The organism is Mycolicibacterium thermoresistibile, from assembly GCF_900187065.1.
Lineage (GTDB): Bacteria > Actinomycetota > Actinomycetes > Mycobacteriales > Mycobacteriaceae > Mycobacterium > Mycobacterium thermoresistibile.
On the sequence record NZ_LT906483.1, the window covers coordinates 4,354,957 to 4,377,267 of the forward strand.

The 22,311-nt window shown below is 71.7% G+C and carries 19 protein-coding genes; 9 read left to right on the plus strand and 10 right to left on the minus strand.

Translation table 11 applies throughout. From position 1 onward, the window contains the following. Nucleotides 1-29: 29 nt before the first annotated feature. From CKW28_RS20600 to ftsH, 6 genes are read right to left on the minus strand one after another with little or no spacing between them, the layout of a single operon-like run. Complete coding sequence (locus CKW28_RS20600) at nt 30-506, minus strand: DUF3180 domain-containing protein (RefSeq protein WP_003925084.1); 477 nt, start codon at nt 504-506, stop codon at nt 30-32. Between the two features lie 10 nt (nt 507-516). Beyond that, nucleotides 517-1,050, minus strand: coding sequence for a 2-amino-4-hydroxy-6-hydroxymethyldihydropteridine diphosphokinase (folK, locus tag CKW28_RS20605; RefSeq protein ID WP_040546603.1), 534 nt, complete (start codon nt 1,048-1,050; stop codon nt 517-519). Next, on the minus strand, nt 1,047-1,421 hold the full coding sequence (gene folB / locus CKW28_RS20610) for a dihydroneopterin aldolase (protein WP_003925086.1): 375 nt from the start codon (nt 1,419-1,421) through the stop codon (nt 1,047-1,049). The genes folK and folB overlap by 4 nt, the downstream gene beginning before the upstream one ends. Beyond that, the gene (gene folP / locus CKW28_RS20615) at nt 1,414-2,223 is read right to left on the minus strand and encodes a dihydropteroate synthase (RefSeq protein WP_040546767.1); all 810 of its coding nucleotides are present in this window, start codon (nt 2,221-2,223) and stop codon (nt 1,414-1,416) included. Before folP ends, folB begins: the two co-directional genes overlap by 8 nt. 50 nt (nt 2,224-2,273) lie before the next feature. Beyond that, nucleotides 2,274-2,888 (minus strand): GTP cyclohydrolase I FolE, encoded by a 615-nt coding sequence (gene folE, locus CKW28_RS20620; RefSeq protein WP_003925088.1) that lies wholly within the window; start codon nt 2,886-2,888, stop codon nt 2,274-2,276. Between the two features lie 19 nt (nt 2,889-2,907). Continuing rightward, complete coding sequence (gene ftsH, locus CKW28_RS20625; protein ID WP_040546605.1) at nt 2,908-5,280, minus strand: ATP-dependent zinc metalloprotease FtsH; 2,373 nt, start codon at nt 5,278-5,280, stop codon at nt 2,908-2,910. A 202-nt stretch (nt 5,281-5,482) separates the two neighbouring features. Here ftsH and CKW28_RS20630 point away from each other — a divergent pair, with 202 nt between their 5' ends. The 4 genes from CKW28_RS20630 to CKW28_RS20645 are packed head-to-tail and all read left to right on the plus strand — an operon-like array spanning nt 5,483 to nt 9,433. Then, on the plus strand, nt 5,483-6,448 hold the full coding sequence (locus CKW28_RS20630) for an alpha/beta fold hydrolase (protein WP_003925090.1): 966 nt from the start codon (nt 5,483-5,485) through the stop codon (nt 6,446-6,448). Nucleotides 6,449-6,486: 38 nt separating this feature from the next. Then, entirely contained in the window at nt 6,487-7,668 is a 1,182-nt protein-coding gene (locus CKW28_RS20635; RefSeq protein WP_003925091.1) for an LLM class flavin-dependent oxidoreductase, read from the plus strand. Continuing rightward, nucleotides 7,668-8,681: a zinc-binding dehydrogenase gene (locus CKW28_RS20640; RefSeq protein ID WP_003925092.1), complete on the plus strand. Its 1,014-nt coding sequence runs from the start codon at nt 7,668-7,670 to the stop codon at nt 8,679-8,681. Before CKW28_RS20635 ends, CKW28_RS20640 begins: the two co-directional genes overlap by 1 nt. A 14-nt stretch (nt 8,682-8,695) precedes the next feature. Next, nucleotides 8,696-9,433, plus strand: coding sequence for an SIMPL domain-containing protein (locus CKW28_RS20645; RefSeq protein WP_040546607.1), 738 nt, complete (start codon nt 8,696-8,698; stop codon nt 9,431-9,433). Nucleotides 9,434-9,450: 17 nt separating this feature from the next. Here the strand turns inward: CKW28_RS20645 and hpt are convergent, their stop codons facing one another. The 4 genes from hpt to dacB all read right to left on the minus strand — a co-directional run bounded on the left by hpt (nt 9,451) and on the right by dacB (nt 13,599). After that, nucleotides 9,451-10,023 (minus strand): hypoxanthine phosphoribosyltransferase, encoded by a 573-nt coding sequence (hpt, locus tag CKW28_RS20650; protein WP_003925094.1) that lies wholly within the window; start codon nt 10,021-10,023, stop codon nt 9,451-9,453. Nucleotides 10,024-10,106: 83 nt separating this feature from the next. Further along, nucleotides 10,107-11,099, minus strand: coding sequence for a tRNA lysidine(34) synthetase TilS (tilS, locus tag CKW28_RS20655; RefSeq protein ID WP_003925095.1), 993 nt, complete (start codon nt 11,097-11,099; stop codon nt 10,107-10,109). Further along, nucleotides 11,078-12,214 (minus strand): Rv3626c family coenzyme F420 biosynthesis-associated protein, encoded by a 1,137-nt coding sequence (locus CKW28_RS20660; RefSeq protein ID WP_040546769.1) that lies wholly within the window; start codon nt 12,212-12,214, stop codon nt 11,078-11,080. Before CKW28_RS20660 ends, tilS begins: the two co-directional genes overlap by 22 nt. Further along, on the minus strand, nt 12,211-13,599 hold the full coding sequence (dacB, locus tag CKW28_RS20665; protein WP_040546611.1) for a D-alanyl-D-alanine carboxypeptidase/D-alanyl-D-alanine endopeptidase: 1,389 nt from the start codon (nt 13,597-13,599) through the stop codon (nt 12,211-12,213). The genes CKW28_RS20660 and dacB overlap by 4 nt, the downstream gene beginning before the upstream one ends. 122 nt (nt 13,600-13,721) lie before the next feature. Between dacB and CKW28_RS20670 the strand changes: the two genes are divergently transcribed. From CKW28_RS20670 to CKW28_RS20690, 5 genes are all read left to right on the plus strand, one after another. Next, nucleotides 13,722-14,210, plus strand: coding sequence for an inorganic diphosphatase (locus tag CKW28_RS20670; RefSeq protein WP_003925098.1), 489 nt, complete (start codon nt 13,722-13,724; stop codon nt 14,208-14,210). Between the two features lie 92 nt (nt 14,211-14,302). Continuing rightward, nucleotides 14,303-18,199 (plus strand): Pls/PosA family non-ribosomal peptide synthetase, encoded by a 3,897-nt coding sequence (locus CKW28_RS20675; RefSeq protein ID WP_003925099.1) that lies wholly within the window; start codon nt 14,303-14,305, stop codon nt 18,197-18,199. Between the two features lie 58 nt (nt 18,200-18,257). Next, on the plus strand, nt 18,258-19,538 hold the full coding sequence (locus CKW28_RS20680) for an MATE family efflux transporter (RefSeq protein ID WP_003925100.1): 1,281 nt from the start codon (nt 18,258-18,260) through the stop codon (nt 19,536-19,538). Beyond that, the gene (galE, locus tag CKW28_RS20685) at nt 19,535-20,512 is read left to right on the plus strand and encodes a UDP-glucose 4-epimerase GalE (RefSeq protein ID WP_003925101.1); all 978 of its coding nucleotides are present in this window, start codon (nt 19,535-19,537) and stop codon (nt 20,510-20,512) included. Before CKW28_RS20680 ends, galE begins: the two co-directional genes overlap by 4 nt. 22 nt (nt 20,513-20,534) lie before the next feature. Further along, nucleotides 20,535-22,289 (plus strand): hypothetical protein, encoded by a 1,755-nt coding sequence (locus tag CKW28_RS20690; RefSeq protein ID WP_003925102.1) that lies wholly within the window; start codon nt 20,535-20,537, stop codon nt 22,287-22,289. The last annotated feature ends 22 nt before the right edge of the window (nt 22,290-22,311 follow it).

Below are 22,311 nucleotides of genomic sequence, written 5' to 3' on the forward strand. Positions count from 1 at the left end.
GCGATTCGGCGGTCGGCGGGCCGACGCGGTCACTCCGGTGCCGGATCGGCCCCGTCCGGCGGTTCGGGCGGGGACTTGCAGCAATGCTGTAACCACAGTGCCGCCGCCCCGAGCGCCAACCCGCTCAGTGCGGCCACCACCGCTCCCGGGGTGTCGGCGGCCGCCACCCGCAGCGTGTCCCGCAGCGGCAGCAGATAGCAGAGCGTGCCCGCCCACCAGCCGAACATCAACGCCCCGACCCACGCTGACGCCTTGGCGATGTACACCGAACGGGCCACCCACAACGGGTCCAGCCGGCCACCGCCGATTCCGATCTCCCCGTTGTTGATCTTGGCGCGCACGTAGAACGCCCAGCCGGCCTCCGGGAGGGCGAGAATCAGCAAAGAGATGCCGCTCAGCACGGTGATCGGTGGGAACCACCGGTACAACAACAGCACCGTGATGTAGCCGACGACGGCAGCCGCCACCGCTGCGGCGGCCAGATAACGCAGTCTGGTCGGCCCCATCAGCGGCGCCTCACGCCCCGCGCCGCGGATCGATCCGCAGCGTCAGGTCCGTGCGGTGCACCCCGGCCCGCTCGGCGGGGTCCAGTCCGGCCAGCAGACCGGCGACCGGCCGCGGGGTGCCGGCCACCGTCAGCACGGCGCCCGGGTCGATCGCCAGCCACGGCACCAGTACGAACGCCCGCTGATGCGCGTAGGGGTGCGGCAGGATCAACCGCTCGTCGTCCATCCGCACTTCCCGGTCACCGTCGTGGCAGGTGATCAGGTCGACGTCGAGGGTGCGTGGCCCCCAACGCCGTTCGCGGACGCGGTCGGCGGCGCGCTCCAGCTGCTGGGCGGTGTCCAGCCAGCCGTGGCAGTCCAGTGCGGGCGTCTCGGCGATCAGCGTCGCATTGAGGAAGCGGCCCTGCTCGACACCACCCCAGGCCTCGGTCTCGTACACCGGTGAGACCGCCGACACCGCGGCGCCGAGCGCGTCGACGACCGACTGCAGATGCGCCAGCCGGTCCCCGAGGTTCGAACCGATCGACAGCACCACTCGGCTCATCGGCGCCCACCGTGTCGGGTACGTCGCACCACCACGGCGACGTCGGCGAAATCCAGCGGGATCGGCGCGGCCGGTTTGTGCACCGTCACCTCCACGGCGTCGACACGGTCATCGGTCATCACATCGTCGGCGATCGCGCCGGCCACCGACTCGATCAGGTTGCGCGGCGGCCCGGCGACGATATCGGCGGCCCGGGTGGCCAGGGCCCCGTAGTCGAGGGTGTCGGCGAGATCGTCGCTGCCGGCCGCCGCGGTCAGGTCCAGCCATGCGGTGATGTCGACGACGAAGTCCTGCCCGTCGCGGCGTTCGTGGTCGAAGACCCCGTGATGACCGCGCACCCGCAGGCCGCGCAGTTCGATCCGGTCAGCCATCGGCCGACCCCGCCTGCCAGGCCCGCATCACCCGCAGCGCATCGACGGATGCGCGCACATCGTGCACCCGCACCCCCCACACCCCGGCCAGCCCGGCCAGCGCCGAGATGACCGCGGTGGCGGTCTCCCGGCCGTCCGGTGGGCGCGGTTCGCCGTCCGGCCCGGCCAGCAGCGCGCCCAGGAATCGTTTCCGGGAGGCGCCGACGAGCACCGGGATGCCGGTGCCGACGAACTCCGGCAGCGCGTGCAGCAGCGCCCAGTTGTGTTCGGCGGTCTTGGCGAATCCCAGACCCGGATCGATGATCAGATTGGCCGGGTCCACCCCGGCCGAGGTCGCGGCGTCCACACTCTCCAGCAGCTCGGCGCGCACCTCGGCGACCACATCGCGGTACCGCGGGGGGCGGTGCGGGTGCGTGGCGCCCACCGAACGCCAGTGCATCAACACCCACGGCACCCTCGCCTCGGCGACCAGTTTGGCCATGTTCGGGTCGGCCCGCCCGCCGGACACGTCGTTGACGATGTGCGCGCCGTGTTCCAGTGCCGCGGACGCGACGTCGGCGTGCATGGTGTCGATGCTGACGGTGACTCCCTGGGCGACCAGATCGGTGATCACCGGGACCACCCGGGCGGCCTCCACCGCGGGGTCGATGCGGGTGGCGCCGGGGCGGGTGGACTCACCGCCCACGTCGATCACCGCCGCGCCCTGTTCCGTCAGTGCCAGACCGTGGGCGACGGCGCGGTCGCGGTCGAGGAACAGGCCGCCGTCGGAGAACGAGTCGTCGGTGACGTTCACGACTCCCATCACGACGGTCGACCCGGTCGTCGACGTCTGCGGGAGGACGGGCAGCGGCGTCACTTGCGCAGGATGAGTTCCAGTGCCTCGGCCCGGGAAGCGTTGTCGGTCTTGAACTGACCGCGCACCGCCGAGGTGGTGGTCAACGCGCCGGGTTTGCGCACCCCACGCATCGCCATGCACAGATGCTCGGCCTCCACCACCACGATGGCGCCGCGCGGGTTGAGTTTGCGCATCAACGCGTCGGCGATCTGGGCGGTCAGCCGCTCCTGCACCTGGGGTCGTTTGGCGTACAGGTCGACCAGCCGGGCGATCTTCGACAGGCCGGTGACCCGGCCGTCGTCGCCGGGGATGTATCCGACATGGGCGAAGCCGTGGAACGACACCAGGTGGTGCTCACAGGTGGAGTACAGCGGGATCTGCCGGACCAGAACCAGTTCGTCGTGCTGCTCGTCGAAGGTGGTGTCCAGCACCGCGTCCGGGTCGGTGTAGAGCCCGGCGAACACCTCCTTGTAGGCACGAGCCACCCGGGCCGGGGTGTCGCGCAGACCGTCGCGGTCCGGGTCCTCGCCCACGGCGAGGAGCAGTTCCCGGATGGCCGCCTCCGCGCGTGGTTGGTCGAAGACCGGGGTTTTCGTGGTGAGCGTCGCCGAGTTGTGGTGCGCCCGCGTCATCAAGTGCCTCCGTTTCCGCTCAGCCCTGGCCCGGGGGGTTGGTCCGGTTGGGGTCCTGGCCCGATTCCTGGTCGTTCGGGGCCGCCCCGCCCGGCGGTGCGGGTGGGCTGGGCTGCGGGTACGGCTGGTAGGGCGAGTACTGCGACGGGTACGGCTGCTGCTGTTGCTGCCATCCCGGCTGCTGCTGCGGCGGATACCACTGCCCGTGCGGCTGCTGGTAGGGCGGTGGCTGCTGCTGCGGTGTCGGCTGCGGCGGCCAGCCCGGCGCATGCCATCCGGCCGGGGCGCCGTAGTCGGGCACCACCGGGGCGGGCTGCTGCGCCGGCGCGGACGGAGTCCCGTTCGGACCGGTCGGACCCGGCGTGCCGTTGTGGCCGTTCTGACCGTTCTGCCCGGACGCCGCCTCGGCCGCCCGGGTGGCCTCGGCGATGGCCACCTTGAACGCCGGTTCCGGCTCCGGCTTCGGCCACGGCTCGCCGCGCTCCATCGCGAGTTCGCCCGGGGTCTTGATCGGCGGCTTGTCCGACGGTGTCCGGCCGCCGAAGTCGTCGAACATGGTCAGCCGCGGCCGCTTCTTCACGTCGGCGAGGATCACCTCGAGTTCGCGCCGGTGCAGCGTCTCCTTCTCCAGGAGCTCTCCGGCGAGCACGTCGAGCACATCGCGGTATTCGGTGAGGATCTCCCACGCCTCGGTGTGTGCGGCCTCGATCAGCTTGCGGATCTCGTCGTCGATGTCGCGGGCCACCTCGTGGCTGTAGTCCGCGTGGGTGCCCATGGTGCGGCCCAGGAACGGGTCGCCGTGTTCGGTGCCGTAGCGCACCGCGCCGAGCTTGGAGCTCATGCCGTATTCGGTGACCATCGCGCGGGCGATCTTGGTGGCCTGCTCGATGTCGGACACCGCACCGGTGGTGGGTTCGCGGAACACCAGCTCCTCGGCGGCCCGCCCACCCATCGCGAACACCAGCCGGGCGATCATCTCCGAGCGGGTCATCAGCCCCTTGTCGTCCTCGGGCACGGCGACGGCGTGGCCGCCGGTGCGGCCGCGGGCCAGGATGGTGACCTTGTAGATCGGCTCGATGTCGGGCATCGCCCAGGCCGCCAGGGTGTGGCCGCCCTCGTGGTAGGCGGTGATCTTCTTCTCCAGCTCGCTGATCAGGCGGCTCTTGCGGCGCGGCCCGCCGACCACCCGGTCGACGGCCTCCTCGAGCGCGGGCCCGGTGATCATCGTGCCGTTCTCCCGCGCGGTCAGCAGCGCGGCCTCGTTGATGACGTTGGCCAGGTCGGCGCCGGACATGCCGACGGTGCGCTTGGCCAGCCCGTCGAGGTCGACGTCGGGGGCCAGCGGCTTGCCCTGCGCGTGCACCCGCAGCACCGCCTTGCGGCCGGCCAGGTCCGGATTGGTCACCGGGATCTGACGGTCGAAGCGGCCGGGGCGCAGCAGCGCCGGGTCGAGGATGTCGGGCCGGTTGGTGGCCGCGATGAGGATGACGCCCTGGCGGTCGCCGAAACCGTCCATCTCGACCAGCAGCTGGTTCAGCGTCTGCTCACGTTCGTCGTGTCCGCCGCCCAGACCGGCGCCGCGCTGCCGGCCGACGGCGTCGATCTCGTCGACGAAGATGATGCACGGGCTGTTCTGCTTGGCCTGCTCGAACAGGTCGCGCACCCGGGAGGCACCGACGCCGACGAACATCTCGACGAAGTCCGACCCGGAGATGGTGAAGAACGGCACCCCGGCCTCCCCGGCGACGGCGCGGGCCAGCAGCGTCTTACCGGTGCCGGGCGGGCCGTAGAGCAGCACCCCCTTGGGGATCTTGGCGCCCAGCGCCTGATACCGGCTCGGGTTCTGCAGGAAGTCCTTGATCTCGTAGAGCTCCTCGACCGCCTCGTCGACGCCGGCGACGTCGGCGAAGGTGGTCTTGGGCATGTCCTTGGACAGCTGCTTGGCCTTGGACTTGCCGAACCCGAAGCCCATCCGGCCGCCGGACTGCATGCGCATGAAGAACACGAACAGCGCCACCAGCAGCAGCAGCGGCAGCATGTAGATCAGCAGGGTGCCGAGCACGCTGCCCTGGTTCACCACGGTGTTGACCTTGGCGTTCTTGTCCTGCAGCGCGTCGAACAGCGGAACCGCGTATCCGGTCGGGTACTTGGCGATGATCTTGTCGCTGTCGCCGGTGTCGCTGTTGGCGTTCTTCAGGTCCAGCCGCACCTGCTGCTCGCGGTCGTCGATCTGGGCGCTGTCGACGTTGTCGGCCTGGATCTGGGCCAGCGCGACGGACGTGTCGACCGGTTTGTATTCGCGGGTGTCGTCACCGAAGTAGAAGAAGGACCAGCCCAGTAGGAGCACCACCGCGACGATGGTCAGTGTGCGGATCACAGTTTTCCGGTTCATGGGGTATCGGACGTCCTCGACTTCATCTTTTCGGCCACCCGGGGCGAGGCGCGGCGCTCGCCCGCGGCCGGTGTCCTTCCTCTACGCGTAGCTGGAGTTAGTTCAGGCTACCGCTAGACCAACGAACTGCGGTTCCCGGCGGTTTCCCGGTCGTTCCCCGAACCCCCTGTCGTCGGTGCCATCACTGTGATTTGGTGAGATCGTGATCACACCCAGCGAACGGTCAGTGGAGACAAACGGTGTCCGGTTACGCCTCGTCGAGGCCGGGGAACGCGGCGATCCGCTGGTGGTGCTGGCGCACGGGTTCCCGGAGCTGGCGTACTCGTGGCGGCATCAGATCCCGGCGCTGGTCGACGCCGGCTACCACGTCATGGCCCCGGATCAGCGCGGCTACGGCGGATCGTCGGCGCCCGAAGCGATCGAGGCCTACGACATCACCCGGTTGACCGCGGACCTGATGGGCCTGCTCGACGACATCGGCGCCGAGAAGGCCGCGTTCATCGGCCACGACTGGGGCGCGCTGGTGGTGTGGAACGCGGCGCTGCTGTATCCGGACCGGGTGGCGGCCGTCGCCGGGTTGAGCGTGCCGCCGGTGCCGCGTTCGTTGACCCGGCCCACCGAGGCGTTCCGCGCGCTGGTCGGCGAGGACAATTTCTTCTACATCCTGTACTTCCAGGAGCCCGGGGTGGCCGACGCCGAACTCGACGGCGACCCGGCCCGCACCATGCGCCGCATGTTCGGCGGGCTGACCAGCGACCCGGACGCGGCCCACAGGATGCTGCAGCCCGGCCCCGCCGGATTCATCGACCGGCTGCCCGAACCCGAGGCGCTTCCGGACTGGCTCACCGCCGAGGAGCTGGACCACTACATCGCCGAGTTCACCCGGACCGGATTCACCGGCGGGCTGAACTGGTACCGCAACATGGACCGCAACTGGGAGCTGACCGAGCATCTGGCCGGCGCCACGATCACCGCTCCGGCGCTCTTCCTGGCCGGGGCCGCCGATCCGGTGCTGGGCTTCATGCGTCCGGAACGGGCCACCGAGGTGGCCGTCGGCCCGTACCGGCAGGTGCTGCTCGACGGGGCCGGCCACTGGGTGCAGCAGGAGCGGCCGCAGGAGGTCAACGCCGCCCTGATCGATTTCCTGCGTGGGCTGGAGCTGCAGTGACGCCCCCGCATCCGACATCGTCCGCGGCTCCCGCCGGGGTGGCGCGCCCGCTGAACTTCGGGGTGTTCATCACCCCGTTCCACCCGGTCGGGCAGTCCCCCACCCTGGCACTGGAATACGACCTGGAACGCACCGTCGCGCTGGACCGGCTCGGCTACGACGAGGTGTGGTTCGGTGAGCACCACTCCGGCGGCTACGAGCTGATCGCCTCCCCGGAGGTGTTCATCGCCGCGGCGGCCGAACGCACCAGACACGTGCGGCTGGGCACCGGGGTGGTGTCGCTGCCGTACCACCATCCGCTGATGGTGGCCGACCGCTGGGTGCTGCTCGACCACATCACCCGCGGCCGGGTGATGTTCGGCGCCGGGCCGGGGGCGTTGCCGTCCGACGCCTACATGATGGGCATCGACCCGGTGAACCAGCGGCCGATGATGCAGGAGGCGCTGGAGGCGATCCTGGCGCTGTTGCGGGCCGCCCCCGACGAGCGGATCAGCCGCGAGACCGACTGGTTCACCCTGCGCGACGCGCAACTGCACATCCGCCCCTACACCTGGCCGTATCCGGAGATCTCGACCGCGGCGATGATCTCGCCGTCCGGGCCGCGGCTGGCCGGATCGCTGGGCACCTCGCTGCTGTCGCTGTCGATGTCGGTGCCGGGCGGGTACGCGGCGGTGGAGAACACCTGGGACGTGGTGGTGCAGCAGGCGGCGAAGGCCGGGCGGCCCGAACCGGACCGGGCGAACTGGCGGGTGCTGGGCATCGTGCATCTGGCCGACACCCGCGAGCAGGCCCTGCAGGACTGCACCTACGGTCTGCAGGATTTCGCCAACTACTTCGGGGCGGCCGGGTTCGTTCCGCTCGCCAACGAGGTGGCGGGCGGCCAGTCCCCGCGCGAATTCGTCGAGGCGTACGCCGAGAAGGGCAACTGCTGCATCGGCACGCCGGGCGACGCGATCGTCTACCTCTCCGACCTGCTGGAGCGGTCCGGCGGCTTCGGCACCTTCCTGATGCTCGGCCACGACTGGGCGTCGCCGCAGGCCACCTACCACTCCTACGAGTTGTTCGCCCGCGAGGTGATACCGCATTTCAAGGGTCAGCTGACCGCTCCGCGCGCCTCACACGACTGGGCCAAACAGATGCGCGGGCAGTTGCTGGGCCGGGCCGGCGAAGCGATCGTCAAGGCGATCGGGGAACACACCAGCGAACAGGAGCAGCGTTGATGCGGGCGACGGTGCTGCGCGCCGGCCGGATGGTGGTGCGCGACGACGTCGAGGAACCCCGGCCGGGTCCGGGGCAGGTGCTGGTCGGGGTGAAGGCCTGCGGGATCTGCGGCTCGGACCTGCATTTCGCCGCACACGGCGACACCATGCTGCGGCTCGGCCGGGACATGGAGGGGATGCCGCCGATCGACGCGGACATCGACCTCGCCGGGGATGTGTTCATGGGCCACGAGTTCAGCGCCGAGGTGCTCGAGGCCGGCCCCGGCACCGACGCGCCACCGCCGGGCACGGTCGTCACCTCGCTGCCGGTGCTGCTCTCCGGCGGTTCGGTCACCCCGATCGTGTACTCCAACCACGTCATCGGCGGATTCGCCGAACGGATGCTGTTGTCGGCGCCGCTGCTGCTGCCGGTGCCCAACGGGCTCGATCCCCGTCACGCGGCGCTGACCGAACCGATGGCGGTGGGGTTGCACGCGGTGAACCGGTCGGCGATCGGCCGCGGCGAGACCGCCCTGGTGATCGGCTGCGGCCCGATCGGTATCGCGATCATCGCGGCGCTGCGACTGCGTGGCGTGGAACACATTGTGGCCAGCGACTTCTCGGTGAAACGTCGGCAGCTCGCCGAGTTGATGGGCGCCCACGAGACGGTGGATCCGGCCGAGGCGTCACCGTTCACCGCCGGCCCGGCGGTGGTGTTCGAGGCGGTCGGCGTGCCCGGCATCCTCAACGATGTGCTGCGCAGGTCCCCACAGGGGACCCGGGTGATCGTCGCCGGGGTGTGCATGGAACCCGACACCGTGCTGCCGTTCTTCGGCGCCGCCAAGGAGATCAGCATCTCCTTCGTCTACGCCTACGACCCGGCCGAGTTCGCCGAATCGCTGCGCGCGATCGCCGACGGCGACATCGATGTGGCGCCGCTGATCACCGGCGAGGTCGGCCTGGACGGCATCGCCGCGGCGTTCGACGAACTGGCAGACCCCGACCGGCACTGCAAGATCCTCGTCACCCCGTGACGTAGGGTCCAGGCATGCCTGACGTCGGGAGAGTGCACGCGATTGTCCGACGCGCGGCCGCCACCGCGGCCGCAGCCGCGATGGCCGCGGTGGCGGCGGCGGGGTGTGACGCCACCGCGGGTCCCACCGGCTCCGGTGACGGCGGCGCCCGCCAGGTGACCGTCGTCGGTTCCGGGGAGGTGGAGGGCACCCCGGACACGCTGACCGTCAACGTGGCGATGGAGTTCATCGCACCGGATGTGACCGGGGCGATGAACCAGACCAACGAACGGCAGCGGGCGGTCATCGACGCCCTGCTCGAGGTAGGCGTCGACCGCTCCGACGTGACCACCACCCAGGTCAGCCTGCAACCGCAGTTCGACAACACCGAGATCGTCGGTTACCGGTCCACCAACACCATCGACGTCAAGATCCGCAGACTCGACCGGGCCTCCGATGCGTTGGCGCTGATCGTGGAGACCGGCGGTGACGCCACCCGGATCAACTCGGTGAACTATTCGATCGACGACAACTCGCAGCTGGTGCGCGACGCCCGGGCCCGCGCGTTCGAGGATGCCCGCGACCGCGCCCAGCAGTACGCGCGGCTGTCCGGTCTGGAGCTCGGTGAGGTGGTGTCGATCACCGAGTCGCCGGGCAGCCGGCCACCGACCCCGCTGCCGGGACCGATGCGCGCCGAAGCCGCCGCGGTGCCGCTGGAGCCGGGTCAGCAGACCGTCAGTTTCTCCGTCGAGGTGGTCTGGGAGCTGCACTGAGCCCCCGAGCCGGCCGGCTAGTGCTGTTCGTAGACCTTGGGGTCCAGCGTGCCGATGTAGGGCAGGTCGCGGTACCGCTCGGCGTAGTCCAGGCCGTAGCCGACCACGAACTCGTTGGGGATGTCGAACCCGACATAGCTGATGTCCACGTCGGCGCGCACCGCATCGGGTTTGCGCAGCAGCGTGCACACCTGTAGCGACCGCGGATTGCGGGTGGCCAGGTTGCGTGACAGCCAGGACAGCGTGAGCCCGGAGTCGACGATGTCCTCGACGATCAGCACGTCGCGGTCGTTGATGTCGCGGTCGAGGTCTTTGAGGATGCGCACCACACCCGACGAGGACGTCGACGATCCGTACGAGCTCACCGCCATGAACTCCAGCTGGGTCGGCAGCGGGATGGCCCGGGCCAGGTCGGTGACGAACATGACGGCGCCCTTGAGCACCGTGACGAGCAGCAGGTCCTCACCGGCCGGGAGCCGGCCGCAGTAGTCTTCACCGATCTTGGCCGCCAACTCGGCGGTGCGGGTCTGAATCTGCTCCTCGGACAGCAGAACGGATTTGATGTCACCCGAGTACAGCTCGCCAGCCACGCTCACAGCGTGCCATGGTCGCCGCGGCCGATTCCACACCGGGTTTGGCCGCACCGGCCGGCCGTGGGTGATATACGGGACGGCTAGACGGGTTCGCGGTGCAGCCGCAGCACCCCGTCGCGGCGGGCGGCGATCAGCCGTTGCCGGCGCAGCGGAGATCCGACCGCCACCCCGCCCTGCCCCCGCCAGCCGGTGACCAGGGTGTCCACCGCCCGGATCTGGTGATCGCTGAGGTTGGCGGCGCCACCGTCGAGCAGCCACACCCGGATCACCCGGCGCCGGATCGCGGTCGGCAACCGCTCGAGCGCCCGCGCGTCCAGACCGGTGGCCGCCCCCGTCTCCCCGCCCTCCTCGCCGCCGACGACCACCCGGCGCAGTTCGCGGGCGGCCAGCTCGTCGAGGGCGTCGGTGTCCTCCCGCAGCGCGGCAGCGGTGCGGGCCAGTGCCTCGGCGACCCCGCCGCCGAGCACCTCCTCGAGCAGCGGCATCACCTCGGTGCGCAACCTGCTGCGGGTGAACCGGGGGTCGGCGTTGTGCGGGTCCTGCCACGGGGTGAGGCCGAGTTCGGCGCAGGCGGCGACGGTGACGCTTCGGCGCACCCCCAGCAGCGGGCGGTACCACGGCGGGTCGTGTGGGCGCATCCCGGCGATCGACCGGGGTCCGGAGCCGCGGCCGAGTCCGAGCAGCACCGTCTCGGCCTGATCGTCGAGGGTGTGTCCGAGCAGCACCGGGGCTTCTCCGCGGGCGGTGGACAGCGCCTCGTAGCGGGCCGTGCGGGCGGCCGCCTCCGGACCGCCGGCGGTGCCGACCTGGACCCGCAGAATCCGGGCGGCGACGCAGCCCAGCTGCAGCGCTTGTCTCCGGGCGGTCTGCGCGACCTCGGCCGAACCGGGTTGCAACTGGTGGTCGACGATCAGCGCGGTGGTGGGCTTGAGCTCGGCCGCCACCGCGGTCAGGGCCAGCGAGTCCGCACCGCCGGACAGCGCCACACACCAGCGGTCGTCGGCGCCGGCCCAGGCGCGTTCGAACGCGGCCAGCGCCGACCGCAGGGCGGCTACAGCACCCGGTCGATCCATCGGTGCGGCTCTTCGATCTCCGCCGGCAGCGGCAGGGTCTCCGGGCTCTCCCAGACCCGGTTGAACCGGTCCATGCCCACCTTCGCCACCACGTGGTCGACGAACGCCTTGCCCCGGGTGTACTGGCTGATCTTGGCGTCCACCCCGAGCAGGGCGCGCACCAGCCGTTGCAGCGGCGGCTGTCTGCGCTGCCGGCGTTCGTCGAACCGGCGCCGGATCACCGAGACGGTCGGCACGACGGCGGGGCCGACCGCGTCCATCACGTGTTCGGCGTGCCCCTCCAGCAGGGTGCCCAGCACCAGCAGCTGGTCGAGCGCCCGGCGCTGCGGTTCGGCCTGCACGGCCCGGACCAGCCCCAGCACCCCGGTGGAATTCGGTTCCGTCTCAACGTAGGTGCGCCGGTTGCGCAGGAACTCGGCCAGCCGGGCGATCACCGCGGTGGCCTCCTCGGTGACGTCCTGGGTGAGCACCGCCAGCGCCCGGGACATGTGCTCGGCCAGCCACGGGTTGGCCCGGAACTGCACCCGGTGGGTCACCTCGTGCAGACACACCCACAGCCGGAAGTCGGCCGGCACCACCCGCAACTGCCGCTCCACGGCGATCACGTTGGGGTACACCAGCAGCAGCTCGCCGCCACTCCGGGGGCCGCCCGGATCGTCCCCCGCCCTTCCGCCGTCGGCCCCGCGCTCCCGCCCGCGGGGGGCGAACGGGTCGTACTGCCCGAGGATGCCCGAGGAGATGAACGCCAGCACCGCCCCGGTCTGCGCGCCGGTCAGTTTCCCGGCGATGAATCCCGCTGCGGCCCCGCTCTTCTCACCGTTCGTGTCGGCACTGGTCGCGCCACCGGTCATCACCCGCATCGATGCGCTGGCAGCCCGGATCCACTGCGGGCGGTCCACGATGCGGGCCTCGGGGATCTCGTCGCCCTCGATCAGCCCGGTCACCTCGCGGACCGGCACCTCGGCGGTACGGGACAACTCGGCCAGCTGTTCGATCGCCTGGCGGCGGGTGTAGTCGGTGGTGGTCGGGCCGGGACGCGCCAGCCGCGCGCCGACGTCGGCGGCGAACTCCCAGTCCACGGCGCGGCCCACGGTGAGCCGGCGCTCGCTGGTCATGTCCGGCACCCGCAGGACCGCAGCACCGCGGCGACCGCGTCGAGCGCGGTGCGGCCCATCGGTCCGGCGTCGTTGGAGATCAGGGTGAAGGTCAGCACCCGCCCGCTGACCCCGGTGACGATGCCGGCCAGGGCGTTGGTGCCGGTCAGCGACCCGGTCTTGGCGCGCAGCCATCCGGTGGCGGCCCGCCCGGCCGCGGTGTCGTGGTAACGGTAGGACAGGGTGCCGCTGCCCCCGGCGACCGGCAGCATGTCGACCAGCGGCCGCAGTTCCGCGTGGTCGTCGCCGACCGCGGCGGCCAGCACCGAGTCGATGGTGTCGGCGGTGAGCCGGTCGTCGACCGACAGTCCGCTGTTGTCGAACAGTTCGGCCTTGTCGATGTCGATGCCGGCGTCGCCCAGGGTGTCGAGCACCGCCTCCACCGCGCCGGCGAAACTCTGCGGCCGGCCGGTCGCGGCGGCGACCTCCCGGCCGATCGTCTCGGCCATCACGTTGTCGCTGGCGTACATCATCACCCGCAGCCGTTCGATCAGCGGCGCGGACTCGACGGCGGCGATCTCGGTGCCGCCCCGGTAGGCCGACGGCAGCACCGTGACCGTGGCGGGGTCGACGTCCAGGGCGGCCGCCAGCGCCCGGCCGGCGTCCAGGGCCGGGGTGTGGGACCGGCGGGACTCCTCGCTGACCGGTTGGGTGCGGCCGCCGTCGAGCATCACCGGTTCGATCGGGGCGACGTCTCCGCCGTCGATGTCCAGCGGGTCCCAGCCGGGCGCGAGGGTGGGGCCGCTGTAGGCGCCGACGTCGACCTGCACCGCGGTCACCTTGATGCCGCTGCGGCGCACCTGCTGGGCCAGATCACTGATCCGGGCGGCATCGCGGTACCAGGTGTCGCGGCCGGGCGGGGCCGCCGACAGTGTGGGGTCGCCGCCGCCGCGCAGGATCACCAACCCCGGTGACCTGCGTTGATCGGCGGCCAGCACGGTGGTTTTCACGGTGGCGTCGCGGTCCAGCGTCAACAGGGCGGCCGCGGCGGTCAGCACCTTGTTGGTGGAGGCCGGCTGCATCGGCCGTCCGGCGTCCTGCGACCACAGTTCGGCACCGGTCACGGCATCGGTGATCCGGCCGGTCAGGATGCCCAGGTTCGGGTCGGCCAGCGCGGGGGCCAGCGCCGCGGCCAGGCCGTCCGGGGTCGGTTCGGGCGCCGAGTCGCCGAGCGGACGCACGCCCGGATCCGCCGTCACCGGAGCCGGCAGCGGTTTGATCGCGGCGTCGCTGGTCGAGGCGCCGCCGGACAGCAGCGCCGCGGCAGCCACCACCGCGGCCACCACGAACAGGACCGCGACACCGATCAGCACATGGGTGGATCGCCGCCACCGAGTGGGCCGCATACCCCTCCCTCACGTCGATGCGCCAAGCCACCTCTGTAGAGCAGCGTATCGCTCGTTTAGTGTTGAGCCCCGTCGTCACCCGACGACCCTTGACTTCAGCACATTCGTAAGGAGCCGAACCGGTGCAGTTCGATGTGGTCATCGAGATCCCGAAGGGTTCACGAAACAAGTACGAGGTGGATCACGAAACCGGGAAGATCAAGCTCGACCGGTACCTGTTCACCCCGATGGCCTATCCGGCCGACTACGGATTCATCGAGGACTCCCTCGGCGAGGACGGCGACCCGCTGGACGCGCTGGTTCTGCTGCCCGAGCCGGTGTTTCCCGGGGTGGTCGTGGAGGCCCGGCCGGTCGCGATGTTCCGGATGACCGATGAGGCCGGCGGCGACGACAAGGTGCTGTGTGTGCCGGCCGGCGATCCGCGCTGGGATCACATCACCGACCTGGCCGATGTGCCGTCCGCCGAACTGGAGGCGATCAAGCACTTCTTCGTGCACTACAAGGACCTGGAGCCGGGCAAGTACGTCAAGGCCGCCGACTGGGCCGGCCGCGCCGAGGCCGAGGCCGAGGTGCAGCGGTCGTTCGAGCGGTTCGCGGCCACACAGCACTAGCGGTTCACCGCTGAACGCCGCCAGCGGCCCCCGGCGCGACACCGGCCGCCTCATCAGGCCGTTTCGGCCGGCCGCTTAGTAGCTTGGTAGCCGTGGCGCGCCCTGGAATTCCCGATCAGTACCTGCTGTCGACCAGCGCCCCGCCGCCCCGCACCCTCATCGACATCCTCTACGACACCGCCGCCCGTTTCCCGGACGCCGCGGCCATCGATGACGGCACGGTGGCGCTGACCTACCGCGAGCTGATCGCCGACATCGAGGACAGCGTCGAGTGGCTGGCGGCCCGCGGTATCGGCCGCGGCGACCGGATCGGCATCTGTATGCCGGCCGGCAGCTACGCGCTCTACGTCGCGATCCTGGCCACCATGGCCGCCGGCGCGGCGTACGTGCCGGTGGACGCCGACGATCCACCCGAATACGTCGATCTCGTGTTCCGGGAGGCCGCGGTGGTCGCGGTGCTCACCGAGGCCGGCATGGTGCGCGGCCCCGGCACGTCACGTGGCTGGCGCGCCACCCGGCCGCTGGCCCGCGACGACGCGTGGGTCAGCTACACCCCGACCGGCTCCGGGACGCTGCAGGGGGTGGCGGTGACGCACCGCAGCGCCGCCGCGTTCGTCGACGCCGAAGCGCAACTGTTCCCGGCCACCGGGCCGCTCGGGCCCGGCGACCGGGTACTGGCCGGATGGCCGGTGGTGCTGGACGCCTCCTGTGCGGAGATGTGGCTGGCCTGGCGGCACGGGGCCTGTCTGGTGCCGGCGCCGCCGACGCTCATGCGCAGCCCCGCGGACCTGGGCGCATGGCTGGTGTCCCGCGACATCACCGTGGTGTCCACGGCGCCGTCGACGGCCGCGCAGTGGCCGCCGGAGGCGTTCGAGTCGGTGCGGTTGCTGCTGCTCGGCGGCGAGGAGTGCCCGCCCGAGCTGGCCGAGCGGCTGACGACGGCGGGTCCGGAGGTGTGGAACACCTACGGCCTGCCCGAGACCACGGTGGTCGCCTGCGCGGCCCGGCTCTCCCCGCACGGCCCGGTGCGCATCGGGCTGCCGTTGGCCGGCTGGGATGTGGCCGTCGTCGACGGCGAAGGGGTTCCGGTCGACACCGGCGAGGTCGGCGAGCTGGTCATCGGCGGGGTGGGGTTGGCCCGCTACACCGACCCGTTCCTCGACGCCGAGAGATTCGCGCCGATGCCGACACTGGGTTGGACGCGGGCGTATCGCAGCGGCGACCTGGTGCGGTTGGAGCCCGATGGCCTGTATCTGGTCGACCGCACCGGTGATCGGGTCGAGGTGAACGGGCGGCGGGTCGACCTCGGCGCGGTCGACGCCGCGTTGTCGCGGCTGTCCGGAGTCAGCGGTGGCGCCGCCGCGGTCCGCCCGGGCGCCGCCGGCGCCCCGGTGCTGGTCGGCTACCTCGCCGGCCCGCACCCGGACTTCGACCTGACGGAGGCGCACGCCGAACTGGCGCAGAAACTGCCGGCGGCGCTGCTGCCGTCGCGGCTGGTGTTGCTCGACCAGCTGCCCACCGGCAGGCGCGGCGTCGTCGATCGGGCGGCGTTGCCGTGGCCGGTGGACGGCCCGGCCGGCGACACGCCCGAACTGGACGGCACCGCGGGCTGGCTGGCCGGGGTGTGGCGGGAGGTGCTCGGCGCGCCCGTGCACGGCCCGGATGCCGATTTCTTCGCACTCGGCGGCGGGTCGCTGTCGGCCGCGCGGCTCGTGGCTTCGCTGCGGCGGCGCTATCCGCAGGTCACCGTCGCTGACGTGTACGACCATCCACGGCTCGGGGCGCTGGCCGCGTACCTCGACGGCCTGCAGACGCCGGGCCGACCCCCGGAGCGGACGGTGCGACCCACCCCGCGGTTGACGCAGACCGCGCAACTGCTGGCGGCGCTGCCGCTGGCGGTGTGGACCGGGCTGCCGTGGCTGGTGTGGCTGGCGTTGGCCAACAACGTCGCCGCCGCCTGGCAGCTGGTGGACTGGACGGTGCCGCTGAACTGGTGGTGGATCGTCGCGGGCCTGGTGTTCGTGGTGTCCCCGCCGGGCCGGATGGGCGTCGCCGCCCTGGCCGCGCGGACGCTGCTGTCCGGTCTGGAACCGGGCAGCTACCGCCGCGGCGGTGCGGTGCAGCTGCGGGTGTGGCTGGCCGAGCGGCTGTCCGCGACGAGCGGCGCCCAGCATCTGGTCGGCACGCCGTGGCTGGTGTTCTACGCCCGCGCGCTGGGCAACAGGATCGGCAAGGGGGTTGATCTGCACTCGGCTCCCCCGGTGACCGGGATGTTGACGCTCGGGCACCGCTGCGCGGTGGAACCGGGGGTCGACCTGTGCGGGTACTGGGTCGACGGTGACGCCTTCCATGTCGGCCCGATCCGGATCGGCGACGACACCGTGGTCGGCGCCCGCTCCACGGTGCTGCCCGGCGCCGTCATCGGCGACAACGTCCGGATCGCCGCCGGCTCCGCGGTGCTCGGCAGCGTCGGCGACAACCAGTTCTGGCGGGGGTCGCCGGCCCGCAAGGCCGGCGCCGTCGGCCGGTCCTGGCCGGAGCAGCGGCCGGCGCGCAGCCCACTGTGGGCCGTGGTGTTGGCGCTGTCCGGCCTGCTGGCCGCCGCGTTGCCGCTGACCGGGGCCGTGGCGGCGCTTGCGGTGCTGGGTTGGGCGGTGCGCGACACCGCCTCCCTGGAGGCGGCGCTGGTCCCGGCGCTGATCTGGCTTCCGGCCGCCGCGGCGGCGGCGCTGGGCGCCTATGCGCTGGTGACGGTGCTCGGGGTGCGGCTGCTGGCGGTGGGTTTGCGGGAGGGCCACCACCCGGTGCGCAGCCGGGTGGGCTGGCAGCTGTGGGCCACCGATCGGCTGATGGATGCCGCCCGCCGCTACCTGGTCGTCGTCTACGACGGTCTGCTCACCGCCGCCTGGCTGCGGGTGCTGGGCGCGAAGATCGGCCGCGGCGCGGAGATCTCGGCGGTGCGGCTCATCCCGAAGTTCACCGAGGTGGGCGACGGTGCGGTGCTGGCCGAGGACGCGACGGTCGGCTGCTTCCGGCTCGGCGGCGGCTGGATGCACGCCGCCCGGACCACCGTCGGCCGGCGTGGGGTGCTCGGAATCTCCGGTGTCGCCGAACCCGGCCACCGGGTGCCCGACGACGCGGTGATCGCGGCGCTGTCGGTCACCCCGCCGCACGCCGGGGCGGGGTCGTCCTGGTTGGGCAGTCCGCCGGCACGGTGGCGTCGCCGGCCCGCCGGGCATGCGGTGCACGATTCCGCGGCGCCGGCGCGGCGCACAGTGTCGCGCGGGCTGTGGGAGAGCTGCCGGCTGATCCCGGTGCTGCTGACCGTCGGCCTCGGTGCCGCGGTGTCGGCGGTGGCGCAGGCGGTGGTGCTGCGCTTCGGTTACGGGTGGGCGGTGCTGGGGGCCGGCGGCGCGGTGCTGGCCGCGGGTGCGCTGGCCGCGGTGTTGACGGTGCTCGCCAAATGGGTTGTGCTGGGCCGGATCCGGGCCGGCGAGTATCCGTGGTCGTCGGTGGTGTGGCGCACCGGTGTGTTCACCACGTTCGTGGAGACGGTGGCCGCACCGTGGTTCGCCCGGGCCGCGACCGGCACCCCGGCGCTCACCCTGTGGTGGCGGGCACTGGGCGCCCGCATCGGCCGCGGGGTGTGGTCTGAACCGTATCGGGTGACTCACCCCGATCTGGTGACGCTGGAGCGCGCCGCCGCCGTCAACCGTGGCTGCGTATTGTCGACGCAGACCGCGCACGGCTCCACCGTCCAGCTGGATTCCGTTGTGCTGGAGGAGGGTTCGACACTCGGACCGAACACGGTGGCACTGCCGGCGGCGCGGGTGGGCGCCGGCGCGACGGTCGGCCCGGGGTCATTGGTGCTGCGCGGCGACGAGGTGCCCGCACACACCCGCTGGCTGGGCAATCCGATCGCGCCGTGGCCGTCCGTGCGGCGTCGCGACGCCTCGGCCGCGAAACCGGTCAGGGAACCGGCGGCGTGACCGCCCGCCACCGAGTCTTGGGCGCGGCGCCGTTCGCGCCGGCGGCGGTGTCGCCACTGTGACCGACGCGACCCCGGCGACCGGTGCGATCACGCGGGCCAGCGTGATGCGGGTCGGTGTGGCCACCGCCCTGTCCGCGCTGTGCGGATACGCGGTGATGTACCTGGCGGCCCGCGATCTGGCGCCGGAGGGCTTCTCGGTGTTCAGCGTGTTCTGGGGTGCGTTCGGGTTGGTCACGGGCGCGGCCAACGGCCTGTTGCAGGAGGCCACCCGGGAGGTGCGGTCGGTGCGGCACACCCCCGACCCCGCGGTCCGGCGCACCCGACCGATGCTGATCGCCACGCTGGTGGCGGGGCTGGCCGCGGCCGCGATCGTCGGCACCGCGCCGGTGTGGGCCGGTCACGTGTTCGCCGAGGCCCGCCCGCTCAGCGTGCTGCTGCTGGCGGCCGGGGTGGCGGGGTTCTGCCTGCACGCCACCTTGCTGGGCATGTTGGCCGGGGTGAACCGGTGGACGCAGTACGGCTCGCTCATGGTCACCGACGCGGCCATCCGGGTGGTGGTCGCGGCCGCGACGTTCGCGGTCGGCTGGGGCCTGGTCGGGTTTCTGTGGGCGACGGTCGCCGGGGCGGTGGCCTGGCTGCTGATGCTGCTGGTCTCCCCGTCGGCCCGGCAGGCCGCCCGGGTGCGCACGGCAGGGGGCACGGTGGCGTTCCTGCGCGGCGCATCGCATTCCATCGCCGCCGCCGGGGCCAGCGCGGTGCTGGTGACCGGGTTCCCGGTGCTGCTGAAGGCGACCTACGGGGATCTGGGCGCGGCGGGCGGTGTGGTGATCCTGGCGGTGATGCTGACCCGGGCGCCGTTGTTGATTCCGTTGACCGCGATGCAGGGCAATCTGATCGCCCATTTCGTCGACGAGCGTGCGCGACGGCTGCGCGCTCTGGTGGCCCCGGTCGGGGTGGTGGTCACGGTCGGGGCGGTCGGGGTGGTGGGGGCCGGCCTGGTCGGGCCGTGGCTGCTGCGGGTGGCGTTCGGCCCCGACTATGTGGCCGACGGCTCGGTGCTGGCCTGGTTGACCGCGGCGGCCACCTCGATCGCGGTGTTGACGGTGACCGGCGCGGCCACCGTCGCGGCTGCCCTGCACCGGGCGTACGCGGTCGGCTGGGTCAGCGCCACCGTCGCCTCGACGTTGTTGCTGTTGGTGCCGTCGGCTCTGGAGACCCGCGCCGTGGTGGCGTTGCTGTGCGGTCCGTTGGTGGGGATCGGGGTGCACCTGCTCGCACTGCTCGGGCACGGGCCTGATCGACGGGCCGGGACGGCGGCTAATACCCTGCCCACATGACTTGGCTGGTGACCGGTGGCGCGGGCTACATCGGATCGCATGTGGTGCGTGCGTTGCTCGAGGCCGACCTGCCGGTCGTGGTGATCGACGACCTGTCGACCGGGCTGGAGAAGTTCGTCCCGTCGGAGGTGCCGCTGGTGCGCGGCACCCTGCTCGACGCGGACCTGGTGGCCCGGGCGTTGCGGGAGCACCGGGTGTCCGGGGTCATCCACATCGCCGGGTTCAAGTACGCCGGGGTGTCGGTGCAGCAGCCGCTGCACACCTATGAGCAGAACGTGTCGGCGATGGTGACGCTGCTCAAGGCGATGCAGGACACCGGGGTGGACATGATGGTGTTCTCGTCCAGTGCCGCCACCTTCGGCACCCCGGACGTCGACCTGGTCACCGAGACCACCCCCACCCGGCCAGAGTCCCCTTACGGGGAGAGCAAACTCATCGGGGAATGGCTGTTGGCCGACGTGGGCCGGGCGACCGGGCTGCGGCACACCAGCCTGCGCTATTTCAACGTGGTGGGGTCGGGGTCGCCGGAGTTGTTCGACGTCAGCCCGCACAACCTGTTCCCGCTGGTGTTCGACATGCTGTATCGCGGTGAGACGCCGCGCATCAACGGCGACGACTACCCCACCCCGGACGGCACCTGTGTGCGCGACTACATCCACGTCGCGGATCTGGCGCTGGCGCATGTGGCGGCGGCGCGGCGGCTGCAGGCCGGGGAACCGGTGGAGCCGGTGTACAACCTGGGCAGCGGGTCGGGCACGTCGGTGCGCGAGATCATGACCGCGATCCGCAAGGTGACCGGCGTGGATTTCGTGCCGGAGATCGCGCCGCGCAGGCCCGGTGACCCGGCCCGCATCGTCGCGTCGGGGGAGCTGGCGGCCCGGGATCTGGGCTGGCGGATGCGCCACACACTGGAGGACATGGTCAAGTCCGCGTGGGAGGCGCGGCAGCGAGCCGGAGACGCCTATCCGCGGTAACGCCCTGCCGGGGTCGTCCTGGGTGGCGCGCGCCGCGGTCGGGCTGATCGCGGCGCAGCTCGTCGTGCGGACGGTCCTGGCGTTCGGCGGCTACTACTACTGGGACGATCTGATCCTGGTGGGCCGGGCCGGAACACACGACCTGCTGTCCTGGCAGTACCTGTTCGACGATCACGACGGTCACGTCATGCCGGCCGCGTTTCTGGTGGCCGGCGTCATCACCCATCTGGCGCCGTTCAACTGGGCCGGGCCGGCGCTGAGCCTGGTGGTGCTGCAGCTACTGGTGTCGTTGGCGCTGCTGCGCACCCTGCACGTGATCCTGGGATGGCGACCGGTGTTGCTGCTGCCATTGATATTCGCACTGTTCACCCCGTTGGCGGTGCCCGGATTCGCCTGGTGGGCGGCCGGATTGAACTCGCTGCCGATGCTGGCTGCGTTGGCGTGGGTGTGCGGTGACGCGATTCTGCTGGTGCGCACCGGCCGTGCACGCTACGCGGTGACCGGCATCCTGGTGTTCTTCGGCGGGTTGCTGTTCTTCGAGAAGGCGGCGGTGATCCCGTTCGTCGCGTTCGCGGTGACCGCGCTGCTGGCCTACGTGACCGGGGAGCGGTCCGCGCCGGCCGGGGTGTGGCGCCGCGGGCTGCGGTTGTGGGCACCGACGCTGGCGCTGGTCGGGGCGTGGATCGTTGTCTATCTGCTGGTGGTCGACTCGCGGCGGTGGAGTTTCGACTGGGCGATGACGTGGGATCTGGTGCGCCGCTCGGTCACTCACGGCATCGTGCCCGGGCTTGCGGGTGGGCCGTGGGACTGGCAGCGGTGGGCGCCGGCCTCGCCGTGGGCGACCCCGCCGCCGGTCGTGATGGTGCTGGGCTGGCTGACCCTGACGCTGGTGCTGGTGCTGTCGGTGTACCGCAAACAGCGCATCTGGGCGGTGTGGCTGGTGGCGGTGGGCTATGCGGTGGCCTGCCAGGTGCCGATCTATCTGCTCCGATCGTCGCAGTTCACCGCACTGGAGTTGGCGCAGACACTGCGGTACTTCCCGGATCTGGTGGTGGTGTTGGCACTGCTCGCCGCGGTCGGGTTGCGCGCCCCGAACCGGCCGTCGCCGCTGCTCGACGCCTCCCGCGGCCGAGCCGTCGCGGTGGCCGGCGTGACCGCCGCGTTCCTGGTCAGCAGCCTGTATTCGACGGTGACGTTCCTGTCCAGTTGGCGGGACAGCCCGGTGCCGGCGTATCTGGACCATGTGCTGACCGGGTTGGCCCAGGCCGCGGCCGAATCCGATGCGCCGCTTCTGGATCAGGAGGTGGACCCGCTGATCATGCAGCGGGTGGCGTATCCGGCGAATCTGGCCAGCCACATGTTCGCGCTGGCGCGGCCGCGGCCGGATTTCGCCGACGCCACCACCCGGGTGCGGATGTTCGACCGCACCGGTCGACTGCTCGACGCGCAGGTGACCTGGGTGCGCGCCATCGTGCCGGGACCGGAACCGAATTGCGGATACCTGGTGCAACCGGACTTCCCGGTTCGCATCCCCTTGGACGGTCCGCTGCTGCCGGCCGACTGGACCGCTGAGATCAACTATCTGGCCAACAGCGACGGGTCGTTGACCATGTCGTTGAGTGAGGGCACCGAGGCCAAGGTGCCGGTGCGGCCCGGGCTGAACCGGGTGTACGTGCGGCTGCCCGGGGCCGGGGAGGCGATCGACGTGGCGGCCAACACCGCGGCGCTGTCGGTGTGCATCTCCCCCGGCCCGGTCGGTTTCCTGGCCCCGAAATGATCTGCATCGGGGCCGCCGAACC